This is a genomic window from Candidatus Thiodiazotropha sp. AKIB8 (genome assembly GCF_058244675.1).
The window spans coordinates 20,234-33,843 of record NZ_JBSYOO010000030.1 but is presented as its reverse complement, the minus strand read 5'-3'; the positions used below and the strand labels follow the sequence as shown (position 1 = coordinate 33,843).

Sequence of the window (13,610 nt, the reverse complement as noted above, 5' to 3'; positions counted from 1 at the left end):
ACGCCTCGCCCTTCGGGTCGTAGTCGCTGCTCCCACGATCAGCCTCGCTTTGCTCGACTGTCGAACCTGGCTTGTTTGAAGTCGAAGGTTCGAATCTCCTCTGTAGAAATAAAAAACCCGAACGCACAGGTCCGGGCTTTGATATTTATGTTTGGTGGGCCATGAAGGATTCGAACCTTCGACCAATGGATTAAGAGTCCACTGCTCTACCAGCTGAGCTAATGGCCCAATCTTAAATGGATGGTTTGGTCAATGGGCGATTCTGTCGCTTCACCACCCAAACATATGAACACCCTTGTAAACAATGACTTAGGTAATCGAACCATCATTGCAAGGCATACCATTAAGCAGGCGCGAATGATGTCAGAAATGAAATATTTATTCAAGAGGGGGGGGAGACCTGACAACCAATGGAAGGCAGTTTGGTTGAATCATCGATAATTATTGTTAAGCTAGTGTACCTCGTTATAGATTCCGTGCCATTCAGAGCCGACCCAATAGATCAGATCAAGGATAGATATGTTGAATATACGAATACCAGGAATAGACTTACGTTCGCGATTTAAGCTCATTTTCATATCAAAGCAGTCTGCTCGGAAATGAGAAAAAGCCTTGAATTGTTTTTCAAAGAAGCAGAAAAAATCAGTGGTCCACGGGTATTGGAATTAGGTACAAAGCGAAGTAAACCTAATCGTTCAACACTCCATAAGAATTGGGTTCCACATGCATCCAGTTATGTTGGCACTGACTTTGTCGATGGTGATGATGTAGACATCGTTGCGGACATTCACACCCTATCAAAAACGTTAGGGGAAAACGCCTTTGACATAATCATCTCTTGCTCCACATTTGAACATATTCAATACCCGTGGCTTGCAGCAGAAGAGATTTCGCGCACTTTAACCCTCGGTGGTCTTGTCGCCATACAGACACACCACTCATTTCCACTACACGCTTATCCAAACGACTATTGGCGCTTTTCGACAGAAGCATTAGAAGCACTTTTCTGTGAAAACCTAGGTTTTGAAATTACTGGGGTGTCATATGATTTCAAAAGCCATATATTTTCTTGGAGACTACCCTGGCTGACACGACATAAATGCTTTTTGAACAGCTACATTGTCGCGAAAAAGGTTAAAGATATCGGTGCAGATTTCTCTTGGCGGAACTGTTTATCGCAATAGAGCCATTTTTCAGCGCAATCTTAATAAGAGTCGAAGAATGCAGTGTCAATTTAAGAAGCTGAGATACGAATAGGGATTAATAGCGCAGGCACGAAAAACTTACAGAGTCAGTCACCAGACGGTGTCGACCCAATAAGTAAGGCATTGTTTTTATGAGAAAATATTACTGAGTAAGAAAATGGGGTGGACGATGGGTTACCCTGTACCTCATTACCTATACCCATGAATGCTATTGTAAACAGGGACTTACACGCCTAGACTGTCACCCTAAACTGTCACCCCAGCGGGTAGGAATAATGTCGGATATGAAGTATTTACTCAAGAGGGGGGAGTCCTATTCTTATAAGAGGAAGTACCCAGGCTGGATGCAGGAGGTTTTTGGAACTCACTTCCAGAAGTCCTTAAGAACGAAAGACTTGGCTGAGGCAAGGCGGCGGCGTGATGAGATGCATGCTGACTATTACAAGGTGATCGATACCGCAAATGAGGAAGGCGCGAACGTACCTAAGGTTATTCGTACAGCTAAAGAACTGCATCGACTGAAGGGATCAGAGTACAACACACCCGATGGAAACAATGAGGAGGCATTATCATATCTCCTTGAGCGTGAAGTAACCCGCATCGAAGACACCCAACCTGATCTTGTCAAACAAGCACTTCGGATAGCCAAGGCGAAGATCGACGCTAAACCCCTTCGGTCATTACTTGCCGATTACGAGCGGGAATGTACCGCTAGTTTGACTAATGGAAGCGTTAGAGATCGCATGAGAATGGTCGACCTATGGGCTGACCAGATAGGTAGAGATGTGCCTGTAGATGCTGCTGGTGATCCTGATGAGGCTTACAGGTTCTACGAGAAGCACATCAAGCAGTCGAATATATCCCAGAAGGTAAAGAATCGCAGGCTCAACACTCTTAACCTTTTCTATGACTGGCTTCAGGAGAATAGGTACACCAGCACCAACCCTTTTTCAGGTATCAAGGTGAAGACTATCAAAGGTCGCAGGGCTGGTGATGAATCCAAGGAGAAACCTAGGGAAGCTTGGAACGATACCCAGCTAAAGACCCTGCTAGAAGAACTCTCACAGTTATCTACTAGTGCTTCTAGACAGGTGACCAGAAAGAATGCCACGAAAACAATACCCATCGTTATGATCGCTATGCATACTGGCATGAGAATTGACGAGATTTGTAGTCTAAAGGTGGGTGATTGTACAGGCGAGGTGTTCAGCATCACGGCTGGTAAGACTGCCGCCGCTGTTCGACAGGTTCCAATCCACCCAGCAATCAGTGATCTTGTAGACAACCTGAAAGCTAACCGCACACACGGCCAGTTGATTGAGGGCTTAATACCGGGTGGGCCTGATAAGCGTTTAGGCTGGAACATAAGTAAGTTCTTCGGCAGAGTGAAGACAAGTCTCGGCTTCCCGGCTACGCTGGTCTTCCATTCAATCCGCCATACCTTTATGACCAAACTAGAACAGGCAGATGTTAACCTCCTGTTGATAGAACGTATCGTTGGCCATAAGCCTCACGCACTGGCTTTCTCGACCTACAGCAAAGGAGCAACACTGGAAGCCATGCGAGAAGCTATTGAAAAGGTTTCATATAAGATTTGATCGATACCATTAGAGACTGCCTAAACTGTTTCAGTACCTAAAATATTTCCAGAAAAAATGTGAGGAGGTATATATATGAAAGGATGTCTGGAGTTTCCCCCGTAGGCACCCAGCAAAGACCAGCCGTAACCATGCACAAGACCTCACGATCACTTATAGCCACTGCCAGGGGGAGTAGGTCTACTACCTAGCAAGCACCTAAGACAGCGACACAGGGTAATCTCAAATATCTACTTGAATTATTTGGTTAACGAATAGAGCACAACTAGAGATTGACCACCAGTAAGCACCTATATAGTTCAGGCGTCGACTACCATAGTCTATCCATTATCTTTAATTACAGTTACTTAGGTAATTCTGTCCCACCAGTTGTCACCCTTTTCCATCTACAAAGCCTTGTCACAGTAAGGAGTGACGCCTTACGTAGTGGTATAGGCCACTTGAAATGCACCGTTATAGTAGAAGAAACACCTTATGTTTGCGGTATCGACCACTTGAATCCCTCCCTTATAGCAGAAGAAACACTCATGCATGTGGCATCGTAAAACTGAAAGGGCCAGTTATAGGAACAGAAACGCCATGAGTAGTGGTATCTGAAAACTTGAAAAGCCCTCTTATAGGATTAATCAACACCCTAAGTAGTGGTATCTCGAAACTTGATTCCCTCCCTTGTAGATAATTGAAACACTCATTAGCTTGTTGCACCTTTGTAGTCATCTGGCACAAAACCTGACACAACCAGCCGTAACCTATTGTTTTCAATAAGTGACCAATGGATTACGTATCCATTACCCTCATTACTGACGATTAAGCAAGCCATACGATATCGTGATATTTACTTTATATATCAACGGTTTAGGTTGTTTTTGGCATTGATTCCAAGTAGCCTGTGGTACTTCAATTAAACATACAGGTGACCCAGATGACAACGATCAGTAGCACAGCAGACCTATCTGTAGATGCAGCCTATAACACAGCCCTACTTTGCCTCAGTACCTTTACAGATATTGAAGATAAGGCCGCATCTCTCACACAGGACGTTATCACCAGTGAGGGAGTGGGATGGGGTGAGTCCATATCTAGCTGGGATCGAGTAATAGATGACCTCAGCGGGAGACTTGCAGCTTCTCTACAGGATGACGTTAGGTTCATACCTGATGAGACAGTAGAACTGGTCTGGGGTGAACATCCACCATCTGACATTAAATATGACCAGTGGGAAGGAATGACCAAAGATGAACGTAAGAAAGCCTGGGAGAGCATAGCTAGGCATTTATTACGAGGGATCGACACTTAATTACAGGTCATTGATCGTGGGTGGTAGGTGATAGGGAGGTTATCTACTACTTTCAATATTTTACCCTGCATATCGCCATATCATCCTGGCTCCCTTAACTTGAAAGCCGCCCTTATAGAATAAGAAACTTTTTCCCATGTCTGTCTCTATGGTGGTCAGTTTTTTGGCCAAAGTCATCTAACAAATGCACCTACAGTCTCACCAGCCCACTACTTGTCGGCCTCTCTTTTTTGGCCAATAGCAACCACTTCAATAACCTCCTTCAATCACCTTCATTAATTAACCATAAGGAAACTCAATCATGAGCAATAGTAAAGAACACTACACCCACCCAGGCCGTGATAAAGGAATCGTCGGTTTACCTCGATCTACAAGGGGTCAGACCCCGCGACATCAAGTCCGGTTTCTACCGGAAACTATGGTGATCCTTGGCAGATACTTTGACAAACATAAGGAAGACACAGGAGAACGACTGAGCCTATCAGTAGTGGTTAATTCCTTGATTCTTGGTTATGTAGCCAAGGCAGAAAGACCCAGAGAGACGCACCGTTGGGGCGGGAAGTAGTCCCACACTCTAATCATCAATAATCAACTCAACATTTAGAAGGCAAACAACGTCATGAATAATTATTTAGTCAAGTACGTAGATATGGTTCTATCACGCCCCGCCCTCATCCGAGCCGTTCTACACCTCAACGCCCCAGAACTCGCAAAAGCAACGGACAACCATGTTCTAGGTGTAGCCTTACGACAAACAAACAGAGGGGCGATGGTTGGGCTTGTTGATACTTACATGGTCGACCGTGATTTCGAGGCTTTAGACCCTACTGAACTAAATAATTTGGAAGAGCTTGATGATCTTGCCGATGATGAATTTCTGACCCTACTAATAAATAAGATCGAAGCAGATGAGCAGGCAGAATACAAAGCCCTTGAGCATGTGCTAGATCAGGCATTTGATGAAGGATTTAGGCAGGGGGTAGCTGCTGCCAGTGCCTCAAGCAATCCAGACGTAGATATCGACGCCGCTATACCTCAATCCTCATTCATTCATTGATCAATCAACAGCAAGACAGGAGAGTTACACCGTGCACACATTAGCAACCCAAGACCAACACACAGGCGAACTCACAACGACCACCCTGGCAATCGCTGAGGGTCTGGAGTTGTCCCATGCTGCTGTCATTAAGTTGGTACGTAACCACCTGAAAGGGTTGAGGGAATTCGGTGAGGTTAGATTTGAAATCCAGCCTCAAAGTCCCAGACCTCAGGGTGGTTACAGTAAGTCTACTTTCGCTATCTTAAACGAACCTCAAGCCACCCTGCTGCTCACCTTCATGCGTAACAACAGGATCGTGAAAGCGTTCAAAGTCAGATTGATCAAGGAGTTCTACCGGATGCGTCTAGAACTCCTACAGGCACTCCAGCAGGTACACCAACAGGCCGATCCAGCCCCCCTGACCAGGAAGCAGATAATAGTGATGGCTCTGGAATCTGAGGAACGTGCAGGTTAACCGTGAGTACTCCGAAGACTTCGGTATAGTAACGGGTTGTCCAGATGCCTGACCTGTAGCCAGCTACGCTGGTATATGGACATCAAAGGTAAATAGGTGTTGAGTTGCTCTTTCAGGTGATACTGAGAGTTTACATCAGGTCTTCTTCATCCTACTTATCATTTATAGACACCAAAAAGGGCGTTAGCCCTAACTAGATGAACAGCAGGTTATCTGTTGGTTGACACCTAAAGTTCTCTTGTAAATGATTCCAACAGTAATACCTGCTGATTACCTATAGGTTTAATCTTATCTATGATGATGATATTGATAGATGGATATATAGACCTCTTTAGGTAACACTTAAAGTTCACCTAAAGTATTTCTATAGTTCTTAATCCTTTTATTGTCTATAAATAAAGGCGTTAGCCTTACTAGATTAAACAGTAGGTCACTCTGTTGGTCATACCTAAAGTCTCTTACAAGTTATTCCAACAGTTCCACCTACTGTCTAACTTAAAGTTTAATCTTATCTATGATGATGATAATGATGGATGTGTCCACAAACTTATAGTCCACCTGCAAGTCACTTTAAGTATTTTATGAATAGTTCTTTTAAAGAAACACCTCTGTAAGTCCTTGTATTTACTGTCTATTTCAATATTTTTCGCGAGTTAATCTGGCGAATCTCACCCAAAATATGAACGTATTGAGAACATATAAGTATCTATATGTCCCTTCCTCACGTCTACTCTGTAGACCTACAACACACTAAACGAGAACATTACCAATGAACTCAAGTTCTACACCTAACATCACGGTCATTGACGCTCCTATGGGACGCGGTAAGAGCACTGCAATGATCCATTACATTAATGAGAATCCAGACGAAAACTTTGTAGTTGTCCTACCGTCCCGTGCAGAGTGCGTTAGATTTGCTGAGGCTATCGAGCGTAGGACTATAGTTCCACATTTAGACACACGGTCAGCTAAAGAGAACCTACTGACAATATTCAATGATGCTGTGTCCAGAGGCGAAACTGTCATCACCACTCATGCCCTATTGAAGCTCTGGGATGATATGTCACTGCGGGAACTAAGGGATAAGGATTACACGCTGGTACTTGATGAGGTACTGGACGTTGTTAGTCCATTTTCCATCACAACAAAGGATTATCACGCCCTACGTGCAGGTGGTATCGTGGGTGAATCTATTGATGAACTGACAGGTCTAGCACGGGTTCACCTGGAAGATACGGAGTATCAAGGTAAGCATGAAGACTTTATTAGACAGGTAGCCCGTGGGAATGTCGTCAGAGTTCACGATGACTTCTGTGTGTGGTTGACCGGTGCTTACAGGTTAACTGCCTTTGATGAGGTACTAGTGCTGACATACAACTTCAAGGGTTCAGTTATGTCCGCGTGGCTGATGATGAACAAGTTGACTTACCAGACTAAATCTTTAGTCAACGGTAAGTTTGTTGATTATGTCCCTGAGTTCGGTGATGCCTATCGTGACCTGATTGAGATCGTTCAGGATCGAAAGCTAAATAGTATCGGCAAGAGATACCATGCTCTATCCACTAGTGATCTCAATAAGGCTACACAGGAGAAGTTTAAGAGACTGCGGAACGGTATTAGGAACTTTGCAAACAGGTATGGCGCTGGCAACCCCTATTTGAATATGTGGACAATACCGAAGGAGTTCAGACCCAAGCTACAGCATTCTCCTTTTGGCTACGTCAGCGGGAGAGTGTCACCTACCCAATTGAAGAAGATGGAAGCTGGTGAACGTGCAGAAAGAGATACCCACGTTGTTCTGAACATGAGAGCAACCAATCTCTATCGACATAAGAAATACTTGGTATACATTCACAATGCATTTCCCAACCCAGCACTGACCAGACTATTCAATGAGTGTGAAATTCCTTTTGATCGAGACCAGTACGCAATAAATGAGTTTGTACAGTGGATATGGAGATCAAGAGTCAGGACAGGTGAAAAGATTGTAATTTATGTCCCCTCTCGCAGGATGAGGGAGTTACTCAAGAACTGGCTGAACTCCAGCAACACACTAGAACTAACACAAGCCGCATAGCCACAGCTTGTTATTCAGACAGTTATTCTTCCTGACAACCGCAAGACCTCTTCTAACACTTAATCCATACCTACATATCCAGCAGGTAAACCCTGCAAGGAACAACTATGCCTCATACAAATGTAACTACAAACGAAAACACAACCGCTATCCACACCAACCACAGGGCCAACACCATCAATAGATTGGCCACTAAGACTGGTTTAAGAGGCCGAATAGACGCTAAATGCTGTGAGTGCATCTATGATCCCAGCACCCCTGGAACGTGGCGTAAACAGGTTGAGAATTGTACTAGTATAGGATGTCCATTATATGACATTAGACCTGTGTCATGTACAAAGTCATTCGGCGTGGTGAAAGCATAGGGAAGAGATAAGAGTATGCCAAGGAAGGCACACACAAAAACAACGTAGAGAACACCATGATGTAAAATCCATTATCCGGTTTTAGACCGATAGACAATTGATGTGAATTCAATTTGCTAGGTGTTTTTATCATCTTCTAGTAATGGGCGTGGTGAGTCACTGGGCAGTTCTTCTGTTCGAGCTTGTGTTCTCCATACAATTTCTGAAATTTCTTTTATTCTATCCACAATAGGTTTTGCATCATTACCTAATTTGCCAAGGACAACACCTGCATCTCCAACCATCCCCCAAAACCTATCCAAGCTTGACACCCTCTTGTGAAGTTCTGATTGTAATGATTCTAGCCGTTTTAATAACCGAGCTTTATGGTCAAGTTCAAGATTTTTTACCTCACTAATTTGACTCCTTAGTTCAGTAATTAAATTTTGCACTCTTTCTAAATCCCCTTGGGAAAACTCGTAAGCAAATGTTGACTTTAAAGCAGTCTTATATCTATTTTTATATGCTTCTAACTTCAATTCGGTAGCACGACCTTGAAATTCATTATGGATATTATGAATATATTTACTCAAGGTACTACAAATGTCTTCAAGGTCACCAGACAGTTCATGTGGAGGTTCGTAATTAGAGTACAGCTCATTTGAAACAATTACAGTTTCAATCAATGCTGATGCCTCTAGAAGAATTTCTTGTTCTTGATTATTCCAACCTCGTATATCATTAACTTCCGCAAGTTTATGAAATATAATTTCACATGCATCAACTATCGCTTGAACAGGATTAGAGTCAATACAATTTAAAAAATCGTCATCAAATAACATTTACTCTCCTTAGTGCTTTAGACACATAACAGGTGATCTAGCCAATACTGATACTAGGACATGCCGTCTAAATTATTAATTCTCATTTAGGTGTAACTAAAAGCGACACCAACCGGAAGAAGCGACCATCCATAAGAAATTCAGTTCCTATTTTGTTTAAGCTTATCATAACTTATTGAATGTACTATAATTATCACCCATTACTAGTTAAATTTAGAATGAAAAGGCGATAAAGCTGAGAGGTCGATGGCATGACGACAGAGGCTACCGATCGAGCATCTAGACCTTAGTCGCATCATACCTATTCGGGTTTGTTGGATGCTAATATCACCGTCAACTAACACACACAATTCTATTTCAGCAGGCATCCTTAAGTTTATTTTTTCCATTGGTGCAGCGCCACTTCTAATATAATAACCATGACAACCAAGCCTATAAGAAAATGACTTAGCTTCTCAGATATATCGAGATATCCTTTGCTTGATTCAAATACATATTGAACATACCTACAGTCCTTTACCGTAGTTATAAGTTGACCACAGTCCTTTATTAAATCAAATTTCACTCCCTCTTCCTGCTCTATCTCATGTGATAGCTTAACCGCTTCTTTTTCATAATCTAGAACATATTGGGGTATATATAAGAAGCCAGTACCTAAGGCAATACAACAACCAGCAAAGACACTAAAGAGATACTTATGCAATATTTCCACTTTCAAACATCCTTTTAAGTCAAATCAATAAAATTGACAATCCATTTTCTTTATTCCACCTAAAACACACTCAAGTTCTATAACTTGTTAGGTCAGTTCCTTCCAGGGATTTAACAAGTGGAATCTATCTTTATTCCATATTAACTGTCGAGCTTGAAGGCCACTTCCAGCAATAAATGTATTAACAGTAGGCCTGTACACCTTAGAAAATCTATCGCCAAAAACCACTCCCATCATAGCACTACTTCCATCAATAAATACCCCACCATCAGAAAAACCGGGGGTATTATTTACTCTTACAACCCTAAACTCACACTCATCTCGATAATCTTTTTGTTTATTGAAAAAGATCTTTCGTTTATTGTTCATAATAAAGTTAAACGCAATTTCATCGATTGATTTTTTCTCGAAATCGCTAGAGTCCACATCCAGCACAGGCAGTTTACTATCACCGGGGTTCAGGTAAGAGATATCACCACTAATGATCTCTTGATGATCTACTTTCTCATCTTCAAGTAACTTAACTAATTTTGATTTAGAAAAAACAATACAAGCCCCCTCATGGTTATCGCCGTATTGCGCCCACATTCTTGATTTTAGAACCCCGCTATCAATTAGGTTGGAGTCTTTATCAAATGTGTTCTGACAGAAGGACAAGAACTGAGACCACCTTAATATTCGTGTATTTATATTGCGGATGGCTCCAGGCACATCATCTGTGTCATGATCCCATCCCCAGCCAACAGCACCATGAAGTCTTTCTCGATATTCTTGAGGATCATTTGTTCCAGAAAGAACGCCAAATTTAATTGTTCTGTTTGGTAGGATATTTTCTAACGCTGTCGACTTCCTTGTATAATGATAAATTGCATCGTCGGAATTAATAAAATCTACAAACTTGTCACCAGATTGATTTTTCTTTAATAACATAAACTTACCCCCACCCCCTTAAATTGAACACGCAAGTCTAAGATTTCAAATGGCCAACCCGATAATTCTATAGGCAAGGGCTCCTGAACCTATAGTGAGGTCATAATCTGGAGCAGAATAGACAGCCATCCTCAGGTATTCCACCAGAGCAATCAACTAGTGTTCAAATATTAGTGATGGATTATCAGAAAAGTTAATGGGTGCTGGCTGTCCACTTGACCCGACAAGGGTAGTATCACGGCAGGTCAATAGAAAGGGATAGGAATTAATAGTATGGGTTACAAGCAACTGTCACCCCGTTTGTCACCCCAAACTGTCACCCCGGTGACAATGAGTAAAACTGTAAGTCTCTGTTTTTATAGGTATATTTTTGTGAGTAAGAAAATGGGGTGGACGATGGGTCTCGAACCCACGACCGCCGGAATCACAATCCGGAGCTCTACCAACTGAGCTACGCCCACCATTAACTGTTACCAATCTGGTTGTAATCAACAACCAGCCCTGCAGACTTGGCACGCCCGGCAGGATTCGAACCTGCTACCCTCGGCTTAGCTTACCAACTACGCCTTTCGACGCCTCTTTTCAGAGTTTGTGGTCTGGACTATCTCTTCACCGTCTCAGGCGTCACACGTATAGTCTCTACGGATCCCCGTTAGGGTTTCCTCGGGATTGCCATCAGCATGACCTGTTAAGGTTTCCCCGATACAGTGCGATCCACTTTGTGGGTTCTTGTTCCCCGCAAAGGCTCCTGTTTTGCACATCTTGATGTGCAGACTCAAAGGCCGATGCTCTATCCAAATGAGCTACGGGCGCTTAAAGGAACCTCTGATCAATTCGTGGCTCGGTGCATGCCGGCTGAAAGGCTCCGGCTCTGCGTTGAAAAACTTCGCAATAGCGAGCTATTACGTGCGTTTTTCGCCTTAATCCGGACCCTTTCATCTCGCCATGCGCTCGATCCAGAATTAATCAGATGTCCCTAAAAATTGGTCGGGGTAGAGAGATTCGAACTCCCGACATCCTGCTCCCAAAGCAGGCGCGCTACCAGACTGCGCTATACCCCGATACGCCAACCAGGTGAGCAGACTACCAACCTGGATATGCGAAGGGTGGGAATAATACTGTCGTTATCCGCTAAGGTCAATGCCGATTAGTGCGAATGCACTGACACTCTGCATCGGTTTCGGTATCATGCCTCTCCTGTTTTTATGACTGGTGGTAGTTCCATGAGTGCGAAGATATTAGATGGCAAGGCGATCGCGGCCGAATTGCGAGCAAAAATAAAGGCTGGCGTTGATAACCGAATCGCCGCCGGGCTACGCCAGCCGGGGTTAGCTGTAGTTCTGGTGGGGGAAAATCCAGCTTCTCAGGTCTATGTGCGCAATAAGCGTAAATCCTGTGAAGAGGTCGGTTTTCACTCCCAATCCTTCGATTTGCCCGTCGATACCACTCAGGCCGATCTGTTGAAGGTGATCGACCAGCTCAACGATGATGAATCCATCGACGGTATTCTGGTTCAGCTGCCATTGCCTGATCAGATCGATGAGGAGGCGGTTATCGAGCGCATTCTCCCAACCAAGGATGTGGATGGTTTTCACCCCTATAATGTAGGGCGACTCGCCCTACGCATGCCTATATTACGCCCCTGCACCCCCCGCGGGATAATGACCATGCTGGAACATACCGGTCAAAAACTCGAGGGTCTGGATGCGGTGGTTATCGGCCAATCGAACATTGTCGGCCGCCCTATGGCGCTTGAGCTGCTGGCAGCTCGCTGCACTATCACTGTTTGTCACAGCCGTACTAAGGATCTGGCAGGGAAAGCTCGTAGTGCCGATATCCTGGTGGCCGCAGTTGGACGTCCGGAGTTTGTCCCTGGGGATTGGGTCAAAGAGGGTGCAATTGTGGTCGATGTGGGTATCAACCGCACCGATGAGGGTAAATTGGTTGGGGATGTGGCCTTTGAGGCAGCCAAGGAGCGTGCCTCCTGGATTACACCGGTACCTGGTGGCGTTGGGCCCATGACCATTGCCACTCTATTGGAAAACACCTTACAGGCGGCGGAGCTTCATAGCTCGTCCAAGTAGTATCATCACAGTTCGTTTGGTGGGGCATGGCCCCACCCTACCTGACGCCCTTTTGGGTGCAGCTCTATCCGTTTGATGTTGCTTGGTGGTGCATGGCCCCACCCTACCTGACGCCTTTTTAGGTACAGCCCTATCCGTTTGATGTTGCTTGGTGGGGCATGGCCCCACCCTACCTGGTTTTGTTGTACCACCATTTCGGAATAAGGCGTAGGGTGGGGCCATGCCCCACCAATTCACTCACCCGTCGTGTTGAGATTCATTTTAGCCGGAAGTGAACCGCCCCAATCCACTGGATAGATTCCTGCCTTCACATAACTATGAAAGCTTGACCAGGGCCAGTCAACAACCTGATCAACCAATCTGTGTTTGACGGGATTGAAATGCAGATAATCCATATGGTTCTTGAGATCATTTTCATCTCTAATAAGGTGTTCCCAGAATCGGCGTTGCCATAGACCTCCCTCACCCTTACGCTGACGGGATTGTGAGATTTTCTCCTCATCTGATGAGATATCTCTAAAGTGTTTTGTGAAGATCCCTTTGATCTCATTCCAGCGCTGAGGGTAGGCACTATCTCCGACTGGAAGTCTCCAAACTGTGTGGATGTGGTCTGGCAACAGGCAGATCGCTTCAACCTTGAAGGGGCGCCTCTCTTTTACATCTGCGATAGCCCGATGCAGAATCTTGCGGGTTCTATCTGTTGAAAAAAGAGGCTTTCGATTGTGAGTGACGAGGGTAAAGAAGTAAGTGCCACCCGGCATGTTGGATCTTCGGTAGTTCGACATATTGCCTCTCCTTGGCGTTGTCTGGTGATGATTCTAAGCAGGTTATTGGTGGGGCATGGCCCCACCCTACCTGGTTTTGCTGGTGGGGCACGGCCCCACCCTACCTGGTTTTGCTGGTGGGGCACGGCCCCACCCTACCTGGTTTTGCTGGTGGGGCATGGCCCCACCCTACCTGGTTTTGTTGGTGGGGCGTAGCACCACCATGTCGGAATGAGGCGTAGG

Annotated in this window: 13 protein-coding genes and 3 tRNA genes; 9 read left to right on the top strand and 7 right to left on the bottom strand. The window is 44.5% G+C overall.

The window, feature by feature from the left end; genetic code table 11:
- Nucleotides 1–152: 152 nt before the first annotated feature.
- Nucleotides 153–228: transfer RNA gene (locus tag AC4IFB_RS08905), tRNA-Lys, on the bottom strand.
- Nucleotides 229–599: 371 nt separating this feature from the next.
- Here AC4IFB_RS08905 and AC4IFB_RS08900 point away from each other — a divergent pair.
- The 7 genes from AC4IFB_RS08900 (at nucleotide 600) to AC4IFB_RS08870 (ending at nucleotide 7,691) form a co-directional block, all read left to right on the top strand.
- Nucleotides 600–1,184 (top strand): methyltransferase domain-containing protein, encoded by a 585-nt coding sequence (locus AC4IFB_RS08900; RefSeq protein WP_490779975.1) that lies wholly within the window; start codon nucleotides 600–602, stop codon nucleotides 1,182–1,184.
- A 305-nt stretch (nucleotides 1,185–1,489) separates the two neighbouring features.
- Complete coding sequence (locus tag AC4IFB_RS08895) at nucleotides 1,490–2,803, top strand: tyrosine-type recombinase/integrase (RefSeq protein WP_490779974.1); 1,314 nt, start codon at nucleotides 1,490–1,492, stop codon at nucleotides 2,801–2,803.
- A gap of 922 nt (nucleotides 2,804–3,725) precedes the next feature.
- The gene (locus AC4IFB_RS08890; RefSeq protein WP_490779973.1) at nucleotides 3,726–4,100 is read left to right on the top strand and encodes a hypothetical protein; all 375 of its coding nucleotides are present in this window, start codon (nucleotides 3,726–3,728) and stop codon (nucleotides 4,098–4,100) included.
- A gap of 301 nt (nucleotides 4,101–4,401) precedes the next feature.
- On the top strand, nucleotides 4,402–4,665 hold the full coding sequence (locus AC4IFB_RS08885) for a hypothetical protein (RefSeq protein WP_490779972.1): 264 nt from the start codon (nucleotides 4,402–4,404) through the stop codon (nucleotides 4,663–4,665).
- Between the two features lie 54 nt (nucleotides 4,666–4,719).
- Nucleotides 4,720–5,157, top strand: a complete 438-nt coding sequence (locus tag AC4IFB_RS08880; RefSeq protein WP_490779971.1) for a hypothetical protein — start codon at nucleotides 4,720–4,722, stop codon at nucleotides 5,155–5,157.
- Nucleotides 5,158–5,188: 31 nt separating this feature from the next.
- The gene (locus AC4IFB_RS08875) at nucleotides 5,189–5,614 is read left to right on the top strand and encodes a Rha family transcriptional regulator (protein ID WP_490779970.1); all 426 of its coding nucleotides are present in this window, start codon (nucleotides 5,189–5,191) and stop codon (nucleotides 5,612–5,614) included.
- 838 nt (nucleotides 5,615–6,452) lie between these two features.
- On the top strand, nucleotides 6,453–7,691 hold the full coding sequence (locus tag AC4IFB_RS08870; RefSeq protein ID WP_490779969.1) for a hypothetical protein: 1,239 nt from the start codon (nucleotides 6,453–6,455) through the stop codon (nucleotides 7,689–7,691).
- 481 nt (nucleotides 7,692–8,172) lie between these two features.
- On the opposite strand, the gene AC4IFB_RS08865 is transcribed toward AC4IFB_RS08870, so the two are convergent.
- From AC4IFB_RS08865 to AC4IFB_RS08845, 5 genes are all read right to left on the bottom strand, one after another.
- Nucleotides 8,173–8,877, bottom strand: a complete 705-nt coding sequence (locus tag AC4IFB_RS08865; protein WP_490779968.1) for a hypothetical protein — start codon at nucleotides 8,875–8,877, stop codon at nucleotides 8,173–8,175.
- A gap of 376 nt (nucleotides 8,878–9,253) precedes the next feature.
- Entirely contained in the window at nucleotides 9,254–9,589 is a 336-nt protein-coding gene (locus AC4IFB_RS08860; protein ID WP_490779967.1) for a hypothetical protein, read from the bottom strand.
- 87 nt (nucleotides 9,590–9,676) lie between these two features.
- Entirely contained in the window at nucleotides 9,677–10,519 is an 843-nt protein-coding gene (locus tag AC4IFB_RS08855) for a DUF2971 domain-containing protein (protein WP_490779966.1), read from the bottom strand.
- A gap of 385 nt (nucleotides 10,520–10,904) precedes the next feature.
- Nucleotides 10,905–10,980 (bottom strand) — tRNA-His (locus AC4IFB_RS08850).
- A gap of 523 nt (nucleotides 10,981–11,503) precedes the next feature.
- Nucleotides 11,504–11,580, bottom strand: a tRNA-Pro gene (locus tag AC4IFB_RS08845).
- A 162-nt stretch (nucleotides 11,581–11,742) separates the two neighbouring features.
- Between AC4IFB_RS08845 and folD the strand changes: the two genes are divergently transcribed.
- On the top strand, nucleotides 11,743–12,603 hold the full coding sequence (gene folD, locus AC4IFB_RS08840) for a bifunctional methylenetetrahydrofolate dehydrogenase/methenyltetrahydrofolate cyclohydrolase FolD (protein ID WP_490779965.1): 861 nt from the start codon (nucleotides 11,743–11,745) through the stop codon (nucleotides 12,601–12,603).
- A 233-nt stretch (nucleotides 12,604–12,836) separates the two neighbouring features.
- On the opposite strand, the gene AC4IFB_RS08835 is transcribed toward folD, so the two are convergent.
- The gene (locus tag AC4IFB_RS08835; protein WP_490779964.1) at nucleotides 12,837–13,388 is read right to left on the bottom strand and encodes an REP-associated tyrosine transposase; all 552 of its coding nucleotides are present in this window, start codon (nucleotides 13,386–13,388) and stop codon (nucleotides 12,837–12,839) included.
- Between the two features lie 55 nt (nucleotides 13,389–13,443).
- Between AC4IFB_RS08835 and AC4IFB_RS08830 the strand changes: the two genes are divergently transcribed.
- Nucleotides 13,444–13,602, top strand: a complete 159-nt coding sequence (locus AC4IFB_RS08830) for a hypothetical protein (RefSeq protein ID WP_490779963.1) — start codon at nucleotides 13,444–13,446, stop codon at nucleotides 13,600–13,602.
- The last annotated feature ends 8 nt before the right edge of the window (nucleotides 13,603–13,610 follow it).

Coding starts and splice junctions, on each gene's coding strand:
- AC4IFB_RS08835 (WP_490779964.1), bottom strand. CDS start 13,388: ATGTCGAACTACCGAAGATCCAACATGCCGGGTGGCACTTACTTCTTT.
- AC4IFB_RS08880 (WP_490779971.1), top strand. CDS start 4,720: ATGAATAATTATTTAGTCAAGTACGTAGATATGGTTCTATCACGCCCC.
- AC4IFB_RS08865 (WP_490779968.1), bottom strand. CDS start 8,877: ATGTTATTTGATGACGATTTTTTAAATTGTATTGACTCTAATCCTGTT.
- AC4IFB_RS08855 (WP_490779966.1), bottom strand. CDS start 10,519: ATGTTATTAAAGAAAAATCAATCTGGTGACAAGTTTGTAGATTTTATT.
- folD (WP_490779965.1), top strand. CDS start 11,743: ATGAGTGCGAAGATATTAGATGGCAAGGCGATCGCGGCCGAATTGCGA.
- AC4IFB_RS08895 (WP_490779974.1), top strand. CDS start 1,490: ATGAAGTATTTACTCAAGAGGGGGGAGTCCTATTCTTATAAGAGGAAG.
- AC4IFB_RS08830 (WP_490779963.1), top strand. CDS start 13,444: ATGGCCCCACCCTACCTGGTTTTGCTGGTGGGGCACGGCCCCACCCTA.
- AC4IFB_RS08900 (WP_490779975.1), top strand. CDS start 600: ATGAGAAAAAGCCTTGAATTGTTTTTCAAAGAAGCAGAAAAAATCAGT.
- AC4IFB_RS08870 (WP_490779969.1), top strand. CDS start 6,453: ATGATCCATTACATTAATGAGAATCCAGACGAAAACTTTGTAGTTGTC.
- AC4IFB_RS08885 (WP_490779972.1), top strand. CDS start 4,402: ATGAGCAATAGTAAAGAACACTACACCCACCCAGGCCGTGATAAAGGA.
- AC4IFB_RS08890 (WP_490779973.1), top strand. CDS start 3,726: ATGACAACGATCAGTAGCACAGCAGACCTATCTGTAGATGCAGCCTAT.